Annotated in this window: 22 protein-coding genes; 1 reads left to right on the top strand and 21 read right to left on the bottom strand. The window is 45.4% G+C overall.

The window, feature by feature from the left end; all coding sequences use genetic code 11:
• Nucleotides 1–35 precede the first annotated feature (35 nt).
• Together ACFPTP_RS12585 and ACFPTP_RS12580 are read right to left on the bottom strand one after the other, a co-directional pair.
• On the bottom strand, nt 36–665 hold the full coding sequence (locus tag ACFPTP_RS12585) for a helix-turn-helix transcriptional regulator (RefSeq protein WP_381445403.1): 630 nt from the start codon (nt 663–665) through the stop codon (nt 36–38).
• A gap of 391 nt (nt 666–1,056) precedes the next feature.
• The gene (locus ACFPTP_RS12580; RefSeq protein WP_381445401.1) at nt 1,057–1,536 is read right to left on the bottom strand and encodes a YhfM domain-containing protein; all 480 of its coding nucleotides are present in this window, start codon (nt 1,534–1,536) and stop codon (nt 1,057–1,059) included.
• A gap of 628 nt (nt 1,537–2,164) precedes the next feature.
• Here ACFPTP_RS12580 and ACFPTP_RS12575 point away from each other — a divergent pair.
• A complete protein-coding gene (locus ACFPTP_RS12575; protein ID WP_381445471.1) occupies nt 2,165–3,544 on the top strand; it encodes a glycine--tRNA ligase in 1,380 nt (459 codons plus the stop codon).
• 21 nt (nt 3,545–3,565) lie between these two features.
• Here the strand turns inward: ACFPTP_RS12575 and recO are convergent, their stop codons facing one another.
• The 19 genes from recO to dnaK form a co-directional block, all read right to left on the bottom strand.
• Nucleotides 3,566–4,351: a DNA repair protein RecO gene (gene recO / locus ACFPTP_RS12570; RefSeq protein ID WP_381445399.1), complete on the bottom strand. Its 786-nt coding sequence runs from the start codon at nt 4,349–4,351 to the stop codon at nt 3,566–3,568.
• A 15-nt stretch (nt 4,352–4,366) separates the two neighbouring features.
• Nucleotides 4,367–5,281 (bottom strand): GTPase Era, encoded by a 915-nt coding sequence (gene era / locus ACFPTP_RS12565; RefSeq protein ID WP_381445397.1) that lies wholly within the window; start codon nt 5,279–5,281, stop codon nt 4,367–4,369.
• Nucleotides 5,262–5,675, bottom strand: coding sequence for a cytidine deaminase (locus ACFPTP_RS12560; RefSeq protein ID WP_381445395.1), 414 nt, complete (start codon nt 5,673–5,675; stop codon nt 5,262–5,264). Before ACFPTP_RS12560 ends, era begins: the two co-directional genes overlap by 20 nt.
• 25 nt (nt 5,676–5,700) lie before the next feature.
• Entirely contained in the window at nt 5,701–6,048 is a 348-nt protein-coding gene (locus ACFPTP_RS12555; RefSeq protein WP_381445393.1) for a diacylglycerol kinase family protein, read from the bottom strand.
• A 6-nt stretch (nt 6,049–6,054) separates the two neighbouring features.
• Nucleotides 6,055–6,525 carry an rRNA maturation RNase YbeY gene (ybeY, locus tag ACFPTP_RS12550; RefSeq protein ID WP_381445390.1) on the bottom strand — a complete coding sequence of 157 codons (471 nt, stop codon included), beginning with the start codon at nt 6,523–6,525 and terminating at the stop codon, nt 6,055–6,057.
• Nucleotides 6,526–6,544: 19 nt separating this feature from the next.
• Nucleotides 6,545–8,671 carry an HD family phosphohydrolase gene (locus ACFPTP_RS12545; protein ID WP_381445388.1) on the bottom strand — a complete coding sequence of 709 codons (2,127 nt, stop codon included), beginning with the start codon at nt 8,669–8,671 and terminating at the stop codon, nt 6,545–6,547.
• A 58-nt stretch (nt 8,672–8,729) separates the two neighbouring features.
• Entirely contained in the window at nt 8,730–9,689 is a 960-nt protein-coding gene (locus tag ACFPTP_RS12540; protein ID WP_381445386.1) for a PhoH family protein, read from the bottom strand.
• A gap of 5 nt (nt 9,690–9,694) precedes the next feature.
• Nucleotides 9,695–10,783, bottom strand: coding sequence for a sporulation protein YqfD (locus ACFPTP_RS12535; protein ID WP_381445384.1), 1,089 nt, complete (start codon nt 10,781–10,783; stop codon nt 9,695–9,697).
• Nucleotides 10,773–11,030, bottom strand: coding sequence for a hypothetical protein (locus ACFPTP_RS12530; RefSeq protein ID WP_381445382.1), 258 nt, complete (start codon nt 11,028–11,030; stop codon nt 10,773–10,775). The genes ACFPTP_RS12535 and ACFPTP_RS12530 overlap by 11 nt, the downstream gene beginning before the upstream one ends.
• A 47-nt stretch (nt 11,031–11,077) precedes the next feature.
• A complete protein-coding gene (locus ACFPTP_RS12525) occupies nt 11,078–11,569 on the bottom strand; it encodes a hypothetical protein (protein ID WP_381445380.1) in 492 nt (163 codons plus the stop codon).
• 37 nt (nt 11,570–11,606) lie between these two features.
• Nucleotides 11,607–12,626, bottom strand: coding sequence for a flotillin-like protein FloA (gene floA, locus ACFPTP_RS12520; protein ID WP_381445378.1), 1,020 nt, complete (start codon nt 12,624–12,626; stop codon nt 11,607–11,609).
• Nucleotides 12,626–13,963 carry an NfeD family protein gene (locus ACFPTP_RS12515; RefSeq protein WP_381445376.1) on the bottom strand — a complete coding sequence of 446 codons (1,338 nt, stop codon included), beginning with the start codon at nt 13,961–13,963 and terminating at the stop codon, nt 12,626–12,628. The genes floA and ACFPTP_RS12515 overlap by 1 nt, the downstream gene beginning before the upstream one ends.
• Before the next feature lie 187 nt (nt 13,964–14,150).
• A complete protein-coding gene (rpsU, locus tag ACFPTP_RS12510) occupies nt 14,151–14,324 on the bottom strand; it encodes a 30S ribosomal protein S21 (protein WP_252502907.1) in 174 nt (57 codons plus the stop codon).
• A gap of 152 nt (nt 14,325–14,476) precedes the next feature.
• The gene (gene deoC, locus ACFPTP_RS12505; RefSeq protein WP_381445468.1) at nt 14,477–15,184 is read right to left on the bottom strand and encodes a deoxyribose-phosphate aldolase; all 708 of its coding nucleotides are present in this window, start codon (nt 15,182–15,184) and stop codon (nt 14,477–14,479) included.
• Between the two features lie 74 nt (nt 15,185–15,258).
• The gene (mtaB, locus tag ACFPTP_RS12500; protein WP_381445373.1) at nt 15,259–16,599 is read right to left on the bottom strand and encodes a tRNA (N(6)-L-threonylcarbamoyladenosine(37)-C(2))-methylthiotransferase MtaB; all 1,341 of its coding nucleotides are present in this window, start codon (nt 16,597–16,599) and stop codon (nt 15,259–15,261) included.
• A 16-nt stretch (nt 16,600–16,615) separates the two neighbouring features.
• Nucleotides 16,616–17,356, bottom strand: coding sequence for a 16S rRNA (uracil(1498)-N(3))-methyltransferase (locus ACFPTP_RS12495; protein WP_381445371.1), 741 nt, complete (start codon nt 17,354–17,356; stop codon nt 16,616–16,618).
• A gap of 3 nt (nt 17,357–17,359) precedes the next feature.
• Nucleotides 17,360–18,304 (bottom strand): 50S ribosomal protein L11 methyltransferase, encoded by a 945-nt coding sequence (gene prmA / locus ACFPTP_RS12490; RefSeq protein WP_381445369.1) that lies wholly within the window; start codon nt 18,302–18,304, stop codon nt 17,360–17,362.
• 15 nt (nt 18,305–18,319) lie between these two features.
• The gene (dnaJ, locus tag ACFPTP_RS12485; RefSeq protein ID WP_381445366.1) at nt 18,320–19,450 is read right to left on the bottom strand and encodes a molecular chaperone DnaJ; all 1,131 of its coding nucleotides are present in this window, start codon (nt 19,448–19,450) and stop codon (nt 18,320–18,322) included.
• Nucleotides 19,451–19,565: 115 nt separating this feature from the next.
• The gene (gene dnaK / locus ACFPTP_RS12480) at nt 19,566–21,401 is read right to left on the bottom strand and encodes a molecular chaperone DnaK (protein WP_381445364.1); all 1,836 of its coding nucleotides are present in this window, start codon (nt 21,399–21,401) and stop codon (nt 19,566–19,568) included.
• Nucleotides 21,402–21,405: the final 4 nt, after the last annotated feature.

The following is a 21,405-nucleotide window of genomic DNA, read 5'->3' as shown; positions in this document are numbered from 1 at the left end:
TCACTCCTCTTTCATTTTGCTCAAAAGGCAACCGCTTATAATTCATGGTCTTCAGCAAGCGAAAGGAATGCGCGGGTAATATTCGTCTTTGTGATTCTTCCCACAACTTCCAGTCCTTCTTCTTTGATTGTAACGACAGGCAGCGAATCGATTTGTTGCTCGATCATTTTCTTTGCCGCTTGAATAAGGGAATCCTGCTTCTTGCAATATGTAATATTCGGCATCCTTGTCATAATGACATGTACCGGCATTTTATCCAGTTCGCTTTTGCCAAGACTCGTACGCAATAGATCTTTGCGTGATAGAACGCCTGACAGATATGAGGATTTATCAACTACAAACAACGTACCAACGTCGTCTAGAAACATTTGACAGATAGCGTCATAGACAGTCACATTTTCATTGACAACTACAGGTATGGATTGAAAATCACCGACCTTCATGCCAATCATGCCGTCAGCAACAGATTGGGTCGGTTTTTTCCCTGAATAGAAGTAGCCGACACGCGGTCTTGCATCCAGATAGCCTGCCATTGTCAGAATTGCCAAGTCGGGTCTAATGGTGGCTCTTGCGAGGCTTAGCCTTTCAGCAATCTGTTCACCAGTTATCGGACCATCCATTTTGACAATTTCAAGGATTTCAGTCTGGCGCTTATTCAATTCCATATGAATCACCGCCCTAATCGTTCGATAATATATCCTTGCTTAGTATAGCATTTTCCATCCATAATTCCTAACCCGACAGCTTCGTTACCGTCATAATAGTTTGTTTGTGGGTGGATTGTAAAAGATCAATCTTGCTACTAACACCATTGATTTCCGTTTCGATTGGACGCTTTCCGATCGAACAGCGAAGGGTTCGATTTGCCGTATTTCTGCGTTCTTTGCAGAAATTAAGGCAGCCTGCAATATTCTGCTCCTTTAGGGTCGCAAAAAACATTACTCGCAACGCTACGCTTGTGCTGCAAACGCCGTTCTTCGTAACGGCGTTCGCAGGAGTCGCCAATCTACACTCCAATCAATTAGAATGTCCCAAATTCGAGATCTCGTTCTAGTATTATTCCATTAAGTCGATTATCTTGTTAGTTGATTCTTCTGGAAGAATGTAAATAGTATGCGTATCATCAGTTTTCATTAAGGCGCTTTCTTCAAACTTCCCACCCAACCATAGATGAAAACTTTGTTTGTCTTTATTTTCATAGACAATATCCGCATAAAACTCAGGATTAGCCATATTTACTATTCCACCTTCTTTTACAGCACTTGAAAATACGCTTTTCAATACTTCAATAGAAAAATCATCTTCAAAAACGGTTGCACTATTACCTTTTGATTTTGAAATACTGACCCTATTAATTTCTGCATCAAGTATTAACAAATCATTTTCTTTCGCTTGTTGTTCTGTCAGACCTTGTTCTTCTGAATCCTGTTCAGTAGTATCATTATTTGCATTTGAAGCAATGTCCTTTTCTTGGCACCCCCAAAGAGTAAATGACATAAAAGACAATGATAAAACGAGTAGGATAATTTTATTCATATACTTTAACCTCCATCGTATTCTTGGTTACTATTCAAGTTAGACGAACCAATACCTCTAATCGTTTCAGTTCATCGTAATCCCTAAAGGTGTTGTACCTCAAATCATATGCGGGTTATGTCCCTATATTGGTTGATTTTTAATGTTTTCTCTCAGTCAAGCGAACCCATATTTAGTGACATTTCTGTTGATTGGAGTGCAGAGCGGCGACTCCTGGGGGATTAGCGGGACAGGTGAGACCCCGCAGGAGCGAAGCGAACGAGGAGGCTCACCGCCCGCCCCCCGGAAAGCGTCCGCTCGGAACGGAAATCAACTTGGCTTGGATTACATTATAAAAATGATAAATACAATCAATCTAAACCGTGAGCAACGATATGGATTGCAGAGATTGAGGAAGCGTGCTACACTAATACTGAATTCAATAGGCGGAGATAGGTCAATAAGTAATGCCACCTTGAGCGAACGGGGATAGTGAAAGCCCGTATTGGCATGAAACGGCAGCCTGGAGCTATTTTTCTTCAAGAGGGTCGCTTTGGCGGCCAATCGAGGTGGAACCGCGGGTCATTATGCACTCGTCCTCGGACTTCATGTCCGGGGATGGGTGCTTATTTTAATTGGAGGGATTTTCATGTATTCAATGGAACAGATTGTCAATTTATCGAAGCAGAGAGGGTTTGTATTTCCCGGATCGGAAATATACGGCGGCTTGGCGAACACTTGGGATTATGGTCCCCTCGGCATCGCGCTTAAAAACAATATCAAAAAAGCTTGGTGGCAGAAATTCGTGCAGGAGTCCCCTTATAACGAAGGACTAGATGCAGCGATCCTCATGAACCCTAAAGTATGGGAAGCTTCCGGTCATATCGGAAATTTCAACGACCCGATGATCGATTGTAAGAAATGTAAAACGCGCCATCGTGCGGATAAGCTGATCGAAGATGCATTGGATGAAAAAGGCATTGAGCTTGTCGTAGACGGCATGCCATTCGAAAAGATGGAAGAGCTTATTAAAGAACATAATATTGTCTGCCCGAATTGTGGTGCAATGGATTACACAGGAATCCGTCAGTTCAACTTGATGTTCAAAACTTCACAAGGTGTAACGGATTCATCAGCTAACGAAATCTTTTTACGTCCAGAAACGGCACAAGGGATTTTCGTCAACTTTAAAAATGTTCAACGTTCCATGCGTAAAAAGATGCCATTCGGAATTGCACAGATCGGTAAGAGCTTCCGTAATGAAATCACACCAGGAAACTTCACGTTCCGTACTCGCGAATTCGAACAAATGGAATTGGAATTCTTCTGCAAGCCTGGCGAAGACATGAAATGGTATGAGTATTGGAGAGACTTCTCCGAGAAATGGCTATTGGACCTCGGTTTGACAGTCGGAAACATCCGCTTGCGCGAACATAATGAAGAAGAGCTTTCCCATTACTCGAAAGGAACTGTAGATATCGAATACAAATTCCCATTCGGATGGGGTGAGCTATGGGGCATCGCGAACCGTACAGATTTCGATTTATCCCGTCATATGGAGCATTCAGGCGAAGACTTCCATTATCAAGACCCAGTAACGAATGAAAAATACATCCCTTATTGCATCGAGCCGTCTGTCGGAGCCGATCGTGTAACATTGGCATTCCTTTGTGATGCATTTGACGAAGAAGAGCTCGAGGGAGATGACAAGCGTACTGTTATGCGCTTCCACCCTGCCCTAGCTCCAATCAAGGCGGCGGTCCTTCCATTATCCAAGAAGCTTTCAGAAGGCGCGGATGAAGTATATGCAGAGCTGCGTAAGCATTTCGCGACTCAGTACGACGATTCCCAATCGATCGGAAGACGTTACCGTAGACAAGATGAAATCGGAACGCCATTCTGTATCACATATGATTTCGATTCTGAAGAGGATCGCCAAGTGACTGTAAGGCACCGTGATTCGATGGAACAAGTCCGTATGCCGATTGCGGATGTTAAAGACTATATCGAAAAACATCTCATATTTTAATATAAAAATCCGGAGGAAAGGTCATTCGCCTTGTTCCTCCGGTTTTTCTTTTTGCGGCAACAATTCGGGAGTCCGCTCCAGCTGGTCTAGGAATGACCGGGACTTCAATCGGACTCCCACCTGTTCGTCATAAATAGTTCGTACGATCTTTTTCATGAATTGTTTAGTCGGCTTTTTTAAATTCAACGAACCTACCTGTTGGATTGGAACTGTGAAGAAGGTGCGGATCAGCCTCAGTTGGGTCGGTGTGATCCTCACAAGATAAGGGTCGATTTGGAAGCAGCGATGGCAAAGGAATCCGATTTCCTGAAACGAGAATGCGAATTCCCCCTCGGTCGCTCCGCAGTTCGCACATTGATGCAGGACGGGATGGACTCCCGCCACAGGAAGCATCTTCCATTCCACGAACAAAGCGATCGCTTCAGGATCGTATTGCTCGTTGATTGCGTGCAATGCTTCATAAAGTAAACCGAAGACATTCGGTCCTTGTCCATGGTCTTCCGTCAATCGGTCGATCAGCTCCACTATGTAACTGGCATAAGCCGTCGCTTCAAGGTCCTCGCGGATATGCCGCATCGAATCGATCGGCTCCCCCTGTTCAAGCGTCCCCATTCCACGTCCAGATCTTAGGAGGTAGTAGCCATATGTGAATGTCTGCGTCACGGCGGCTAAACGGCTGGCCGGTTTTTTTGCACCCCTCGCCATTGCAGTCATTTTCCCCGCCTCTCGCGTATAGAGAGTGACAATCTTGTTCGATTCGCCGTATGGCATACTCTTCAGGATGATTCCTTCCCATTTATTCAGCAAGGACACCACTCCTAATCAATATTCGTCTTCGCGGAATCCGAATTCCCGGAGTTGGCCTGGTTTATTGCGCCAATCCTTCTGTACTTTCACCCATAATTCCAAATACACTTTTGACCCTAAAAGCATTTCGATATCATGCCTTGCTTTTGTTCCGATTTCCTTCAATAGGGCACCTTTCTTGCCGATGACAATCCCTTTTTGGGAATCGCGATCGACAACAATGGTAGCAGCCACATCAACAAGTCCGCGGCTTTCATCCCTTTCGATCTTTTCGATGACAACAGCGACGGAATGCGGGATTTCTTCCCGGGTCAAGTGCAAAACTTTTTCGCGAATAAATTCAGAAATGATGAAACGCTCAGGATGGTCTGTCACTTGGTCGTCCGGATAATATTTCGGTCCTTCCGGCAAGTAGTCCGTCAATGTTTCCATTAACCTTTCGACATTATTTCCGTTCAAAGCGGACAACGGAACGATTTCTGCGAAGTCATACTCCTCCGTATATGAAGTGATGATCGTCAACAGATCGTCGGGATGGACAAGGTCGATTTTATTGATGACAAGAAAGACAGGCGTCTCCGTGTTTTGCAATAAATCGATAATGAATCTGTCTCCACCGCCGATCGGTTCATTCGCATTCACCATGAACATGATGACATCGACTTCTTTTAACGTATTACGTGCTGATTTCACCATGAAATCCCCAAGCTTATGCTTCGGCTTATGAATTCCCGGAGTGTCGATGAAAACGAGTTGAGAGTTTTCTGTCGTAACGACGCCTTGCACTTTATTCCTCGTCGTTTGCGGCTTGTCACTCATGATGGCGATTTTCTGACCGACAACCCGATTTAAAAATGTGGATTTGCCGACATTCGGGCGGCCGATGATGGAAATGAAGCCGGATTTAAAATTATTGCTGTCCTTCTGCATAATCAAGATCCTCCTTGGAGAACGCCCCCGGCAACAACTCTCCTACAGTCGTCTCTTGCACGTTGCCGTTCAAATTCGTCAAATAGACCGGCATGTCCGAATCACAAAATTCAGCCATCACCTGTCTGCATGCGCCGCATGGTGATATCGGGCCTTCCGTATCGCCCGTTACCGCCAATGCTTTGAACTCGGTAATTCCTTCTGAAATTGCTTTAAAGAATGCCGTTCTTTCTGCACAATTCGTCATGCTATATCCTGAATTCTCGATATTGCAGCCATGTATTACTTGGCCATCAGTAGTCAGCAATGCAGCTCCGACTTTGAATTTTGAATATGGAACATATGCCTTTTCACGTGCTATTTGTGCTTCTTCCATCAATTTCACTTTATCCATAATTACACCTCTACATAATTTTTTATTAGAACCATTTCGGAATGAAGATGATCATTCCAATGATTGCGGCGAAAAATGCGAACATCAAGACAGCCCCAGCTGCCAGATCCTTTGCCTGTCCTGCAAGAGGATGCATCTCTTTTGTTACAAGGTCGATGGTCTTTTCAATCGCAGTATTGATCAATTCCAAAGCGGTCATCCCACCGAAGAGGATGAAAATAATACTCCATTCAACCGCATTGAGACCCGTTAAAATGCCTGAAATTGAGACAACGACTATTGCAAAGGCATGGAATCTAAAATTCCGTTCAGTAAGCAGGCCATGCCTTATCCCCTTTAAGGCATAATGGAAAGATTTTAAGAAAGGATGCATTGCAGCTTACCTTTCCAGGCCGAAAGAAGCTAAGATTTCCTTTTGCCTTCCAAACATCTTCTTTTCGTCTTCCTCTGTCATATGATCGTATCCAAGAAGATGTAGGAATCCATGCAATGCCAGGAATCCGATTTCCCTCTTTTCATCATGGCCATATTCAGCTGCTTGCCGTGCCGCCGTCTCAATTGAAATCAGAATATCCCCGAGGACAATTGGCATTCCCTCTTCCGGGACAATGGCGACTTCCCCTTCCGTCATCTCCTCGAGCGCGAAGGAAATGACATCGGTCGCCTGGTCCTTCCCTCTGTATTCGGCATTTATTCTCCTGATTTCCTCGTCTGTCATAAAAGTGACGGACACTTCGGGATGATCCGAAAGCTCCTCCATTCCAGCGGCATGATTCAAGACATCTTCTATAAGTTGTGTAATGTCTTCAGTCACTTTTCCCGTTTCGTCATTAAAGTAAATATCAAGCATCTTTTCGCCTTCCTTCTGATCAGTCCGGATATTCGATCCGGCTATGGAAAATGCCGTTTAACGTTTCGCAAATGACATTTTCGATCGTTTTCAGTTCCTTCATCGACAAATCGCATTCATCGAATTGTCCATCATTCAATTTTGAAGTGATGATCGATTTTACCAATTTAGCAATTCTATCCGGAGTTGGTTCCTTCAATGAACGTACTGCGGCTTCAACACTGTCCGCAATCGAAATGATTGCAATTTCCTTCGTCTGCGGTTTTGGCCCGGGATAGCGGAAATCGTCTTCAACTACATCCTGTCCCATTTCCTTCGCCTTTACAAAGAAAAACTTTAAAAAGCTTGTTCCATGATGCTGTCTTGCAATATCGATGATTTCAATCGGCATTTTATGCTTGGCAAGCAGGTCGGCTCCGTCATTTGCATGGGCAATAATGATATCACGGCTTTTTTCCGGTGGCAATTCATCATGCGGATTCACTGTGCCGTGTTGATTTTCGATGAAAAATCCTGGCCGTATCGTCTTCCCGATATCATGATAATAGCTGCCTACCCTTGCTAGCAATCCATCCGCCCCTACGGATTCACATGCTGCATCAGCCAAATTTGCAACCATGACACTATGATGATATGTACCTGGAGTTTCTGTAAGCACTTTTTTCAATAACGGGTGATTCGGATTTGATAATTCGATCAGCCTCATATCCGAAAGCAGCCCAAAGGCGGATTCGAAAAAAGGCATCAGCCCGATCGTCAAGGCTCCCGATACGATCCCCGAAGCAACAGCGGCTATCAAGTAAAACACCAATTCGGAAAGCTCGTACGAAGACTGGGTCATCAGCAAATAGAAACCTATAAAAAGAATATTAGATGCTGCCACAACGAGGCTCGTCCTCAAAATATTCGATCTTCTCCCGTTATTCCCTAATACATAAATACTGATGATTCCACTGAACAGAATATAAAGGGCGATTTCCATCTGCATGATGGCGGCAAACCCTTCCTGAAGCATAATTCCAGCCGTCGATGCTGTAATGATCGTCATCATGAAGGCAAGCCGTTCATTAGTCAATAGTTTTACGAGAAGCGGCGCCAGTGCCGTCGGAAACAGGAATGCCACCTGCACATCAAACTCTTTATCAATCAAACTGAGGAGCTTCATTGTGATTACGAGAATGAAAAAGATTGAATAGATGATCAGCAGTGACTTCTTTTTCTTATTATTGTCTTCCTGCCATGTCACAAAATGCATATAGACGATGGCTGACACAAAAACTACAAACAGGATGAGACCCGCCATCGGCTTGGTGGAAGACTGATTCGTTAAAAGACCTGTCAATTCCAACTGTCTGTAGATCTCGGAATCGATGAATTGACCTTCACGCACTATGACTTGTCCTTGAAGGATCCTTGTAGGTTCAACAGCATTTTTTTCTTCTTCAATCCTTTTGTCGGTCAGTCCTTTATTGATTGTTTCCGTTTCAACGACCAGTGATCTGCCGAGAGTGATGAGCGTCTGCAATTCCGCAGGGGGAATCGCTTCGGATATTCGGAGCTTCCTTTCCACCTCGTAGCGGACTGTGGAAAGATCACCGCTGCGTACAGGCTTCGATAATTCTTCGACGATAATACCGGAAAACTCAGTCTGCATCTTGCGAAGAACTGATACATCCCTTGTCAACAAACTTGAAATCGCTTCATCGGTCAGTCGAAGGCCAGGCTCCTCTTCTTCCAGCTTCAGAAACTTCTCCCTGATTTCCTTGATCTGTTCTGATCGTGTTTTCACTTTTTTATCCGGATCTTCTGTGTCTGGAACATTTCCCTGTTTTTCTTCGATGATGAAATTGAATAAGTTAATGGCAATGGCTGCCCTATTTTTCGCGATATCCTCATTAAACTGGTAAAACGGGGTCACTTCGGCTTCGATTCTCCGTTTTTCCTGCTCCGTTTTCACGGTGTCCTCGACAGTTTTCAACGAGCGGATTGTCTTCGGAGATATTTTGAATTCATGGAGCTCATACGTCTCCTGCTTAACATTTCCATACATGAGGGAAAATAATGCAATAGCTGCCACTGCAATTACGAACAATAATAAGTACTTGAATTTCAAGGATTTGAATACTTTAATGATGGGTGCGAACACAAACAATCCCCCCTATCTCTCTGTTCACCCGTTTTGAAATGATGAAAGAGCAGTCATTTTAGGATGACTGCTCACTTTCATATGCTTCAATGATTTTTGCGACAATCGGATGTCGGACCACGTCACCCTGCTCCAAATATTGAAAATGGATTTCAGGAACCTTTCTCAATATCGCTTCGGAGGCGTTCAACCCTGACTCTACGCCCCGCGGCAAATCGATTTGTGTCTTATCGCCTGTAATCACCATTTTGGAGCCGAATCCGAGTCGTGTCAAAAACATTTTCATTTGTGCTTTCGTCGTATTCTGAGCTTCATCAAGGATGACGAATGCATCATCAAGCGTACGGCCCCTCATATACGCCAGGGGAGCGATTTCAATCACTCCGCGCTCTATGAGCCGCTCTGTATGCTCCGCCCCTAAAACGTCGTGCAGGGCGTCATAGAGAGGACGTAAATAAGGATCCACCTTCTCTTTCAAGTCGCCGGGCAGGAAACCGAGGCTTTCACCCGCTTCGACGGCAGGCCTTGTTAAAATGATCCTTTTGACGGACCCTGTCTTCATCGCTTGCACCGCAAGGACGACTGCGAGGTACGTCTTCCCTGTACCGGCAGGACCGATGCAAAAGACGAGATCATTTTTCCGGATGGCATGGATATATTCCCGCTGGCCGATTGTCTTGGCACGGATCGCCTTCCCTTTTGCAGTCCTTGCAATTTCCTCATCATAAAGCTCCGCGAAATATTCAATCGTACCGTTTTTCACCATTTCAATCGCTGTGGAAATATCCCGTAAATTGATATTGATGCCTTTACGGATCACTTTCAATAATTGTTCAAGGAGAAATTTCCCTGCAATGATATCCTGTTCCTCTCCAGCCAGTGAAATTGTTTCACCACGGGTAAGGATGGAAATATTCATGGACTCTTCAATCAATTTCATATTTTGATCGGAAATGCCTAAAAGCATTACAGCCTCATTCGGCTCCTCGATATGAAGTTGAATCAGTTGTTCGCTCAATAGTTTCAGTCTCCTTGGGATAACGGTCTTTTTATCGCTATATTCTCATTCATTAAAAATAATATAGTCCCCTCAACTGTATCATTTCCAAACGTCAAGTGTAAAATGTTTTCATCTTTTATAATGAGATCGGATTGGGTTTCCGTTAAAATTTTGTATTTCAACAATGGGATGATGACTTCTTCCTCCATGCCTTCCGTCAACTCGAATTGATCGATCCGGTCTTCGCGGAATCTTTCCGTCCTCATGAACGACTGCAGCGTTGGTCTCCCGCTTTTCTTCCATGCAATCGGGGATCTCCAATGAATGATGACATTCTCCTCCCCGAGCAGTTGGTAATCAACGGTTTTAGGGATTTTGAACGAATACTCCATCCAGAAATCAGCATAAACTGAGCCTTCAGCTCCTACGACCGCTGTTTTATCCCCTTGTTCCAATATGCCCGTCGCCAATAAATCCCCCTTTTTCACGGTCTGGTGTACCCGGGCAACCCTCTCCCCTCTGCTCAGTCGGAAACCGGTAATGACTCCGCCTGTACGGGCGACGAGATCGGATGGCGGACCTATTTTTTCAACACTGTCATTCAATTTCGGAGAGAGCATCGGAATGACCGTCAATGTGCTTCCGGATTTTTTAAATCGAACCCATGAGAGGGAGGGGTCCTCCACCATAAGCGCCCTTCGGATTTCTCCCTCGTCAGGAATTAAGTGAAGTGGGCGGAACATGGTGATCGACGTTTCCTCCAATTTGTTGCCAATCCGTTCCGCAACTTCAGGAACATCGGTCTCAATTTCGATTTTCCAAAGAAATAAAGATGCAATGAGCGGAATGATACATGCAATAAGAAAACGGAAAGAGCTGAATACCCTTTTCTCCACTGTCCCTTCATCCGCAGGTTTAATAGCCACCTTCAATTTATAGCGGCGCCTATGTTTCCTTATAACTTGAATACCTTTTTTATCGGTGCGAAACCGGATTCCTTTTCCGGATTCCATTACTCCCGAAACCTTCACGCCGGAACTTGCAAGGAATGAAAGGAATCTGGCCGGATCCGTTTTGCCGGTGAGGACGACGATATATCGTTTATGAATCATAGGCACCCTGTCCATTTTTCAATTCTTTGATATTCACATGTTTTAATGTTTCAAATGAGAATATCGCCACCTCTTCCGATAATGTTTCAACGATTAGATCATCCCCAGCAGCTTCAATGACATGGTCCCCACTCCGGATCACTGCATAATCAGGTCCCAGTTTCAATAAGGAATAAGGGCCTGTGATCCTGACCGAAACAAATTCTTCAATCGTTACAGCTGAGTTCATTTTAAATAATTTTTTCAAGATAAAACCCCCTATCCAAGCCTATGATTTGGATAGGGGGTCAATGATTATTGTTTTGATTTGGGCGGACCCAAAATTTCAGAGAAAATGATGCCTTTGATCAGGTCCTGTTCGTTTTGAGGAATCATAGGGTGTTGTTCAATAGGTTTTTCCCACACTGGATTGCCTTGATGTGTGGAAAGCCTGCCACTGTGGTTTGTCGAAGACTTCTTCTCCCGCTCTTTTCGTTGAAAAGACATTGGAACTTCCTTAGGTTTCTCTTGGATAGCAACCTTTTTTGGCATAACTGCCGGCTCACTCTGTCTGCTTGGCGGTTCATCAATCTCCATCTGAAACTCCCGTTGAACTTCTTTATACATCTCCCGTGACATTTCCTTCAACTTCCGCAATGGGTCATGTGTTTCCGGTTGTGAGGATGGCCATTGCGATTGTCCAGGGGACTGTTTAGGTTGTGTCTTCTTCTGGGGCTCATCAGACTTTTTCCCTCTAAAGAACATACTGATAAGTCCCATGGCGATTGCTATTATCAAAGTCTCCATCTGTGCATCCCCTTTCCGGGAATTATACGCTCAAACGTCACTCTTTCGTTGTGTCCGGTTTTTGCTGATCCACACCGATTTTACTGATGGAATCACGCATTCCCGTGTCAGCCTGGATATTTTTGTAGTTCATATAATCCATAATGCCAATGTTTCCAGTTCGAAGCGCTTCCGCCATCGCAAGAGGAACTTCCGCCTCTGCTCCGACCACTTTCGCACGCATCTCTTGGACTTTAGCCTTCATTTCCTGTTCATTCGCTACAGCCATCGCACGGCGTTCTTCCGCTTTCGCCTGTGCAATATTCTTATCAGCCATCGCTTGTTCAGTTTGAAGTTCCGCACCGATATTTTTACCGATATCAACGTCCGCGATGTCGATGGACAAAATTTCGAAAGCTGTCCCTGAGTCAAGACCTTTTGCCAAGACCGTCTGGGAAATCAAATCTGGATTTTCCAATACTTTTGCATGGTCAACAGAAGAACCAATTGTGGATACGATACCTTCCCCGACACGTGCAACAACTGTTTCTTCACCTGCACCACCGACAAGGCGGTCGATGTTTGCACGTACAGTAATCCGAGCTTTCGCCTTCACTTCGATACCGTTCATCGCCACACCAGCGATAAATGGCGTTTCAATGACTTTCGGGTTTACGGACATTTGAACAGCTTCAAGAACGTCACGGCCTGCTAGGTCAATCGCCGCGGCACGTTCGAATGATAATTCGATATTCGCACGATGTGCGGCAATCAATGCATTGACAACGCGGTCAACGTTACCGCCTGCCAAGTAGTGGCTTTCAAGCTGGTTGATCGAAACACTCAATCCTGCTTTATGCGCCTTAATCAATGGATTGACGACTCTGCTCGGAATGACCCGGCGAAGACGCATACCGATCAACGTGAAAATACTTACACGCACACCCGCTGCCAGTGCAGAAATCCATAGTGTTACAGGCACAAGTGTGAAAAATACCGACAATATGATAATCGCTAGGATAACGATTCCACCTGTCACAACCAAACCTCCAGCTCCAGCTCCAGCAATTAGATCCATTATTTATTTTCCCCCTTCTCTTCGAATTCCCGAACAACAATCCGGGATCCTTCGACCTTTACAATGATAACATGTTTTCCTCTATCGATATAGCTTCCTTGTGAAACGACATCGATTCGCTCGCCTTCCATATCGATTGTTCCCGAAGGACGGAGAGGCGTAATTGTAATCGCCTTCTTGCCAAGAAGCTCGACCCGATTGACATTCGACACATAACCGCTTTCCGTGTCCGTCGAATCCATCAAGACGACTTTGTTCAGCAAGTGCAATTTCCTACCGAAAAACTTCATAATGATCACCATCCCGCTGACGGCCACTGCAATCGCGATCAGGACGGAATACGCCATGAACATCGGATTGCCACCCGCCATAATGATACTTACAACGACAGCGACCGCCCCAAGGACGCCAGCTATCCCACCCGCTATGAAAAATTCAAGTACTATGAGCCCTAAACCGATAATGAACAGAATCAATGTTTCATATCCGGCTAGACCAGCAATGAGATGTCCGAAAAAGAACAGCAGCAATGCCGAGAGCGCCATCGTTCCCGGAACGCCGAAGCCCGGGGAGTAAAGCTCCACAACAAGGCCAAGACCCGCAATGGACAACAGGATTGGAACGACAATCGGATGTGTGACAAACCGCGCTACGCCTTCGGTTAACGTCACATTCGTTTTAACGATTTCCGCGTTTTCCAAACTATTCAATTGCAAGATTTCCTGGATGGACTTAACGGTTCCATCACTATAGCCAACTTCCGGCTCTGCCGCTTCGCGAGCAGTCAAGGTCAATAACTCGCCTTTTCCCGCACGGTATTTCGGCATATGAATAGACGGTTCTGCCATTGCTTCCGCATACTCCGGCTTACGCTCATGCGTTTCGGCAGCACTTATCATTTCGGCCACCCAAAAACTATGTGCTTTAACGTCCACGGCATTTCCCGCTTCATCTACCGCTTGGGCTGCACCAATCTTGCCGTTCGGAGACATGTAGATCTTGTCGGCATGAAGCGCAATGTAAGCACCGGCGGAGAGTGCCTTGTGATTAATATAAGCGAAAATTTCAGGCTTTGTCTCATCCATCAGTTTCCCGATTTCTCCCGCTGCGTTGATAAAGCCCCCATCTGTATTGATTTCAAGAATGATTGCTTTGGCTCCGGCTTCTTCCGCTTCCTTGAAAGAACGTTTCAAGTACGCTTGGAGCCCTTTTTCCACTTCATTATTCAACTTCACATGGTATACTTTTTCGCCGGCTGCTTCTGTATTTGCAAAAGGGATTGAAATCGCAGACAGAAATAAAATGAACAGGAGAAACTTCCCAATCATTTTACGCATTCGTTCATTCACCTCTTTCTTTATAACCATTATACCTTCTTTACGTATTGCCTTGTTAAAAAGTTTCATTCTTCGAAGGATACAATTTCACCTTTTGTAGGCAATCGTACAAAAACCGGAAAATCCAAAAGGATTTCCCGGTTTCATTCATAACATGCTTATTTTTGATAGTTAAAATGGACTGATATTAGAATTTACGCTTACGAGCAGCCTCAGATTTCTTTTTACGTCTGACACTTGGTTTCTCGTAGAACTCACGCTTTCTTACCTCTTGTATTGTACCACTTTTTGATACAGTACGTTTGAAGCGGCGAAGAGCATCTTCAAGCGATTCATTTTTGCGAACGACAGTTTTCGTCATATCTCTTGTCCCTCCCTCCGAGCACACTTCGAAACAAGGTGTTACTCCTTGTACTAAAAAATTATAACGTACTATACGCGAGTGGTCAATAAAAAACTTTCAAAATATCTTTGCGAAATAGGAAAATTTAATTTCTCAACGGCTGATGCCTATCAATATGCAGAATCGCCTTGTAGCCCTTGCATGATTTGGACACCAGAACTTGCGCCGATCCTTGTCGCGCCTGCCTCAATCATTTTTTCCATATCCTCGAAGCTGCGAACCCCTCCGGATGCTTTCACGCCCATTTCAGGACCTACAACTCCACGCATTAGCTTCACATCTTCAACTGTTGCCCCGCCAGTAGAGAATCCTGTAGATGTCTTGACAAAATCGGCGCCAGCAGCGCGTGAAAGTTCACATGCTTTCCTTTTCTCTTGGTCGGTAAGCAATGAAGTTTCAATGATCACTTTTACGATTGCTTTGCCTTTTGCCGAATCGACAACTGCCGCAATGTCATTTTTGACTAGTTCATCGTCGCCGCTCCGCAATGCTCCGATATTGATGACCATATCGATTTCACCCGCACCGTTTTCAATTGCGTCATTCGTTTCAAATGCTTTGACTGCGCTTGTAGAAGCACCTAAAGGGAAACCGATAACTGTGCACACTTTCGAGGAAGATCCGTTCAAAAGCTCTGCCGCTGTCTTGACCCATGTCGGGTTGACGCATACCGATGCGAACGAATAGGTTTTCGCCTCTTCACAAAGCTGGATGATCTCCTCTTTTGTCGCATCCGCTTTCAGTAATGTATGGTCGATGTATGCTGCATATTGTTGATTCAAAATAATTCCTCCTCCAGTTGTACGTACCTCTTTCATCATAGCAAATAATGATTCCCTTCGCATCAAAAAACAGTCCACCCAACAACGGATGAACTGTTTTCTTCATTTTCTTACGCGAGGGCTTCTTCCGATTCTACAACACGGACGAATTGACCTTCGTTATATGGATAGCCGGCCTTCGTAATTTTCACTTTGACGATTTTGCCGACCATCGACTCATCCGCCTGGAAGACGATTTTCAAATAGTTGTCCGTATACCCTTCATATAAACCGCTTTCCGGATCGAGTTTGTATTTCTCTTCCGGTATCACTTCAAGCACTTCGTCTTCAAATTCGGCAGCATATTGCTTCGCCAATTGATCGTTCAGCTCGATCAGACGGTGGACGCGTTCGTTTTTCACATCTTCATCTATCTGATCTTCCATCCGTGCTGCTGGCGTTCCCGTACGTTTTGAATAAGGGAAGACATGCAATTCGGAAAAACGATGATCTCTGATGAAATTATATGTGTCCATGAATTCCTCTTCCGTCTCTCCAGGGAAACCGACGATTACATCGGATGTGATGGCGAGATGCGGCAATGCTTCACGCAGACGATCAAGCCGTTCCGCGAAGAATTCCATCGTATATTTCCTTCTCATCCGTTTCAGCACCGTATCGGATCCCGATTGGATTGGAATATGCAAATGCCTTACAATCTTCGTTGACTCACGCAACACTTCAATGACTTCATCAGTCAATTGGCTCGCTTCAATCGAACTGATCCGAAGCCTTTTCAAACCTTTCACCTGTGTTTCAAGGTCACGCAGCAAGCGGGCTAGGTTATAATCTTTCAAGTCCTCGCCATATCCGCCGGTGTGGATTCCCGTCAGGACGATTTCTAGATAACCTGCATCGACCAGTTGCTGAGCTTGCCGGATGACTTCTTCAGGGTCCCTTGAACGCATTAGACCGCGGGCCCATGGGATGATACAGAACGTACAGAAGTTATTGCATCCTTCCTGTATTTTCAGTGAAGCCCTCGTACGATCTGTGAAAGCAGGTACATCAAGTTCTTCGTATACCCGATTCTTCATAATGTTCCGGACAGCATTGATCGGTTGGCGTTCCACCTTGAATTCATCAATCAGTCCGAGCAATTTCGTACGGTCCTGTGTACCGACGACAATATCGACTCCCGGAATCGCCATGATTTCCGCAGGGGAAGTCTGTGCATAACAGCCCGTGACACAAATGACCGCATCCGGATTCCGCCGGATGGCTCTCCGGATGACTTGGCGGCTTTTCTTATCTCCGGTATTCGTGACCGTACATGTATTAATAACGTAAACGTCTGCATTTTTTTCGAAATCGGAACGTTCATATCCGGCATCCTTGAAAAGCTGCCAGATTGCTTCCGTTTCATAATGATTCACTTTGCAGCCTAATGTATGAAAAGCAACTGATGACACTAGCTGCTCACCTCTTTCATTCAAATTCGTATGACATAGCGGACAAACAATAAAGCGGTGCAGTTTCCGTCCTCAATATGCGCGGACCTAATGAAACCGATTTAAAACCCGCAGCGCGCATTTCCTCGGCTTCCTTTCTTGACAATCCGCCTTCAGGACCGAAAACGACCAGTACCGTTTGTTTATGATACACGTTTTTCAATCGGTCTGCAATCCTGTTCGGATCGGTGCCTTTCGCATCCTCTTCATCTGCAAAAAAGCAGACATCATGGTTTCGGGACTCCTGCAGCAATTGCTTGAAAGACATTGGTGCCGATACAGCCGGGATAATCGTCCGGTGACATTGCTCCGCGGCCTCCTTCGCAATCTTATTAAGCCTTTCCACTTTTTTATCGCCTTTTTTCGCATCCCATTTGACGATAGACCGTTCCGCTTCGAAAGGAATGATCTTAGACATTCCTAACTCGGTCCCTTTTTGGACGATCAGATCGAGCTTATCGCCTTTTGGCAAACCGCACGCAATTGTCACACTAATCGGCATCTCATTCGATCGCAATGGTCCATCCATCTTTGTGACAGCTACCCCATCGGTAAGGATATTTGCTATTTCACAAATGAAAGCTTCACCATTGTTCACAGCGATAATGCGATCACCAGCCTCCATCCTCATCACTTTGGCGATATGTTTACCGTCATCACCTGAAATGAAGGCGTTTCCTACCTCATCGAATGGTGTTTCAAGGAAATAACGCTGCAAAACTTACACGCTCCTTTTGGAAGCGATAAGTGCAACCCACTCTTCCATTAAGACAGATTCGATAATTTCAAAGCCTTTGCTTTGGAGATCTTCCTTCACAAGGTCACGTTTTTGGGCAATGATTCCCGAGACGATGAACAGACCATCTTCAGGAAGGATGGCGTATGCATCTTCGGAAAACGTCATGATCACTTCGGCAAGGATATTGGCAACAATGATGGATGCAGGCTCTTTTACTGAATCTAGCAAGTTGCCATGCGTCACTTCAACAACCTCATCCACTTTATTCAAGCTGATATTCTCTTTTGCGGCCGTCACAGCGACCTCATCCAGATCAAGTGCATGGACTCGTGATGCTCCGAGAAGCGCTGCCCCGATCGACAACACGCCTGAACCGGTCCCGACGTCAATGACCGAGTCGCCTTTCTTCACATACTTCTCCAATGCCTGCAGACACATGACTGTCGTCGGGTGGGTGCCTGTTCCGAATGCCATCCCTGGGTCAAGTTCAATGATCAATTCGTCAGAGTCCACCGGCTCATAAGTTTCCCATGTAGGAACGATCGTGAATCTGCCCGAAATTTTGACAGGGTGGTAATATTTCTTCCAAGCTGTCGCCCAATCCTCTTCATCCACTTCGTTCGTCTGAACTTGATTGAGTCCAACGTCCAGGCCGAACTCAGCCAATTCATTGACGGATTCACTAATCTCCTTAACCGTTTCAATCAAAAAGCTATTGACTGGCAAGTAGGCTTTCACGATAACTCCCTCTACAGGGAAATCCTCTTTTTTCAGTTCATATATTTCGCCGAAACGATCTTCATGAATTCGGTCGGGCTCCGCAGAATCTTCGATGATGACCCCGCTTGCCCCCGCCTCATGTAAAATGTTGGCAACGGCTTCGGTCGCCTCATGTGACGTATGGATGGAGATTTCAGACCATTTCAACTACGTTCATCCCTTTCAGTCGCCTTTTATTGTTCTTTTGATTTTATCAAAAAGTGAGCTCGAATACTCATCCGGCGAGTTGCCTTCAATCGAAGCGAATTCACGGAGTAGTTCTTTCTGTTTTTCCGTCATTTTTTTAGGCGTAATCGCTTTGATGATGACGTGTTGATCACCCGTTCCATGTCCGTGGACATTTTTAACGCCTTTGCCTCGTAGTCGGAAATTCGTTCCCGTTTGTGTCCCGGCTGGGATTTTCAATTTGACGTTGCCTGTCACAGTAGGCACTTCGATTTCGTCACCTAGCGCCAATTGCGGGAATGTAATCGGAACTTCCAAGTAGATGTCGTCGCCTTCACGGACAAAGCGTTCATGGTCCTTCACTCTGAAGACGATGTATAAGTCTCCTGCCGGACCGCCATTGACGCCTGCTTCCCCTTGGCCAGAAACGCGCAGCTGTTGCCCGTCATCGACGCCCGCAGGGATCGTCACTTTGATTTTCTTGCGTTTCGTTACACGTCCGGAGCCATGGCAAGTGCCGCATTTTTCAGGAATGATTTTCCCTGTTCCTTGACAATGAGGACATGTTCTGCGGTTCACCATCTGTCCAAGCGGCGTATTTTGAGTGACTGAAATTTGTCCGGATCCGCCACAGTGAGAACATGTATTGACCGGCGTGCCTTTTTTGGCCCCGGTTCCGTCGCATGTGTCACAAGTTTCTTCTCTCGGCAACTCAATTTCAGTTTCTTTTCCGAAGACAGCTTCCATGAAATCGATTGTCATGGAATACTGAAGGTCATCGCCTTTCCTTGGTGCATTCGGGTCGCGACGTCTTGTACCGCCACCGAAGAAGGTGCTGAAAATATCTTCGAAGCCGAAACCGTCTGCAGATCCACCTCCAAAGCCTCCGAATCCTCCAAAACCTTGGTTTGGATCAGCATGGCCGAATTGGTCATACTGCGCACGTTTACTCTCATCGCTCAATGTCTCAAACGCTTCCGTCACTTCTTTGAATTTCTCTTCTGCTCCCGCTTCCTTGTTCAAATCGGGATGATATTGTTTCGATAATTTCCTGTAGGCTTTCCTTATTTCCTCTTTGCTGGCCGTTTTCGATACGCCAAGCACTTCGTAAAAATCTCGTTTACTCATTATTCCACACTCCCATAAATGCTCGACTAATTGTAACACGTGAGTAACCTTTGCCAAAAGAAAAAGTCAAAGCCGGAATATCGGACTTTGACTTTTCCGTCAATCGTTCGTTCAATTAGTTTTTCTTGTCATCGTCAACTTCTTCAAAGTCTGCATCGACAACACTATCATCTTGCGGTTGGCCGCCAGCTTCAGCGCCGCCTTGTGCTTGTGCATCAGCAGCTGCCTGCTCATACAATTTGACTGATAATTGTTGGACAAGTTCTTCCAACGCTTGCTTCTTCGTACGCATATCGTCCAAGTTGCCTGCTTCTACAGCAGATTTCAATTCTTCTTTTGCATCTTCGACTTTTTTCACTTCGTCTTCAGATACTTTGCCTTCAAGGTCTTTCAATGTTTTTTCAGCCATGAAGACGAGTTGGTCGGAGTCATTTTTCAGGTCTGCTTCCTCTTTGCGGCGCTTATCCTCTTCCGCATTCGCTTCAGCATCCTTCACCATGCGATCGATTTCATCATCGGAAAGGCCGGAGCTTGATTGGATTGTGATGTTCTGCTCTTTTTGCGTTCCAAGATCTTTCGCTTTTACAGTTACAATACCGTTTTTATCGATATCGAATGTCACTTCGATTTGTGGAATTCCGCGTGGAGCCGGTGGAATATCCGTCAATTGGAAACGGCCGAGCGTTTTATTGTCTGCAGCCATCGGACGCTCACCTTGCAATACGTGGATATCAACGGCAGGCTGGTTGTCTGCAGCCGTCGAGAACACTTGTGATTTGCTCGTCGGGATTGTTGTGTTTCTTTCGATCAATTTCGTAAAGACGCTTCCCATTGTTTCGATACCAAGGGAAAGTGGCGTCACGTCAAGCAAGACGACATCTTTCACGTCTCCGCGCAGGATCGAACCTTGAACAGCGGCACCCATCGCGACTACTTCATCCGGGTTTACGCCTTTGAACGGCTCTTTGCCAGTCTCTTTTTTAATCGCTTCCTGTACCGCTGGAATTCGAGTGGATCCACCGACAAGGATTACACGGTCAATTTCCGATGGGGACAGGTCTGCGTCTTTCATTGCTTGGCGCGTCGGCACCATGGAACGCTCCACGAGATGCGCTGTCAATTCGTCGAATTTTGCACGTGTCAATGAAATTTCAAGGTGAAGCGGACCTGCTTCTCCTGCGGTGATGAACGGCAATGAAATTTGAGTTGAAGTAACTCCTGAAAGGTCTTTCTTCGCTTTTTCAGCAGCATCTTTCAGACGTTGCATTGCCATTTTATCTTTTGAAAGGTCGATAGCATTCTCTTTACGGAATTCTTGTACTAAGTAATCAATGACTACATCGTCGAAGTCGTCTCCGCCCAATTTGTTGTCGCCTGCTGTTGCACGAACTTGGAACACACCATCGCCGAGCTCAAGGATTGAAACGTCGAATGTACCGCCGCCAAGGTCATAGACTAGGATTGTTTCGTCCTCATCTGTCTTATCAAGACCATAAGCAAGTGCAGCTGCAGTCGGTTCGTTAATGATCCTTTCGACTTCAAGTCCTGCAATTGTTCCAGCATCCTTCGTCGCTTGACGTTGCGCGTCATTGAAGTACGCCGGAACCGTGATAACAGCTTTCGTCACTTTTTCACCTAAGTATTCTTCCGCATATCCTTTCATGTATTGAAGGATCATTGCTGAGACTTCTTGCGGAGTATATTCCTTATCTTCGACTTTCACTTTATAATCGGATCCCATATGTCTTTTCACAGACATGATCGTGTTTGGATTTGTAATGGATTGGCGCTTTGCAACTTCCCCGACTTGACGCTCTCCGTTTTTAAATGCAACGACTGATGGCGTCGTACGGTTGCCTTCCGGATTCGGAATGACTTTCGCCTCTCCGCCTTCATAAACTGCCACTACAGAGTTTGTTGTTCCCAAGTCGATACCGATGATTTTGCTCATTAAA

The sequence above is a fragment of the Sporosarcina koreensis genome (assembly GCF_042655825.1).
GTDB classification, from domain to species: domain Bacteria; phylum Bacillota; class Bacilli; order Bacillales_A; family Planococcaceae; genus Sporosarcina; species Sporosarcina koreensis.
This window is presented reverse-complemented; position numbering and strand designations above follow the sequence as displayed.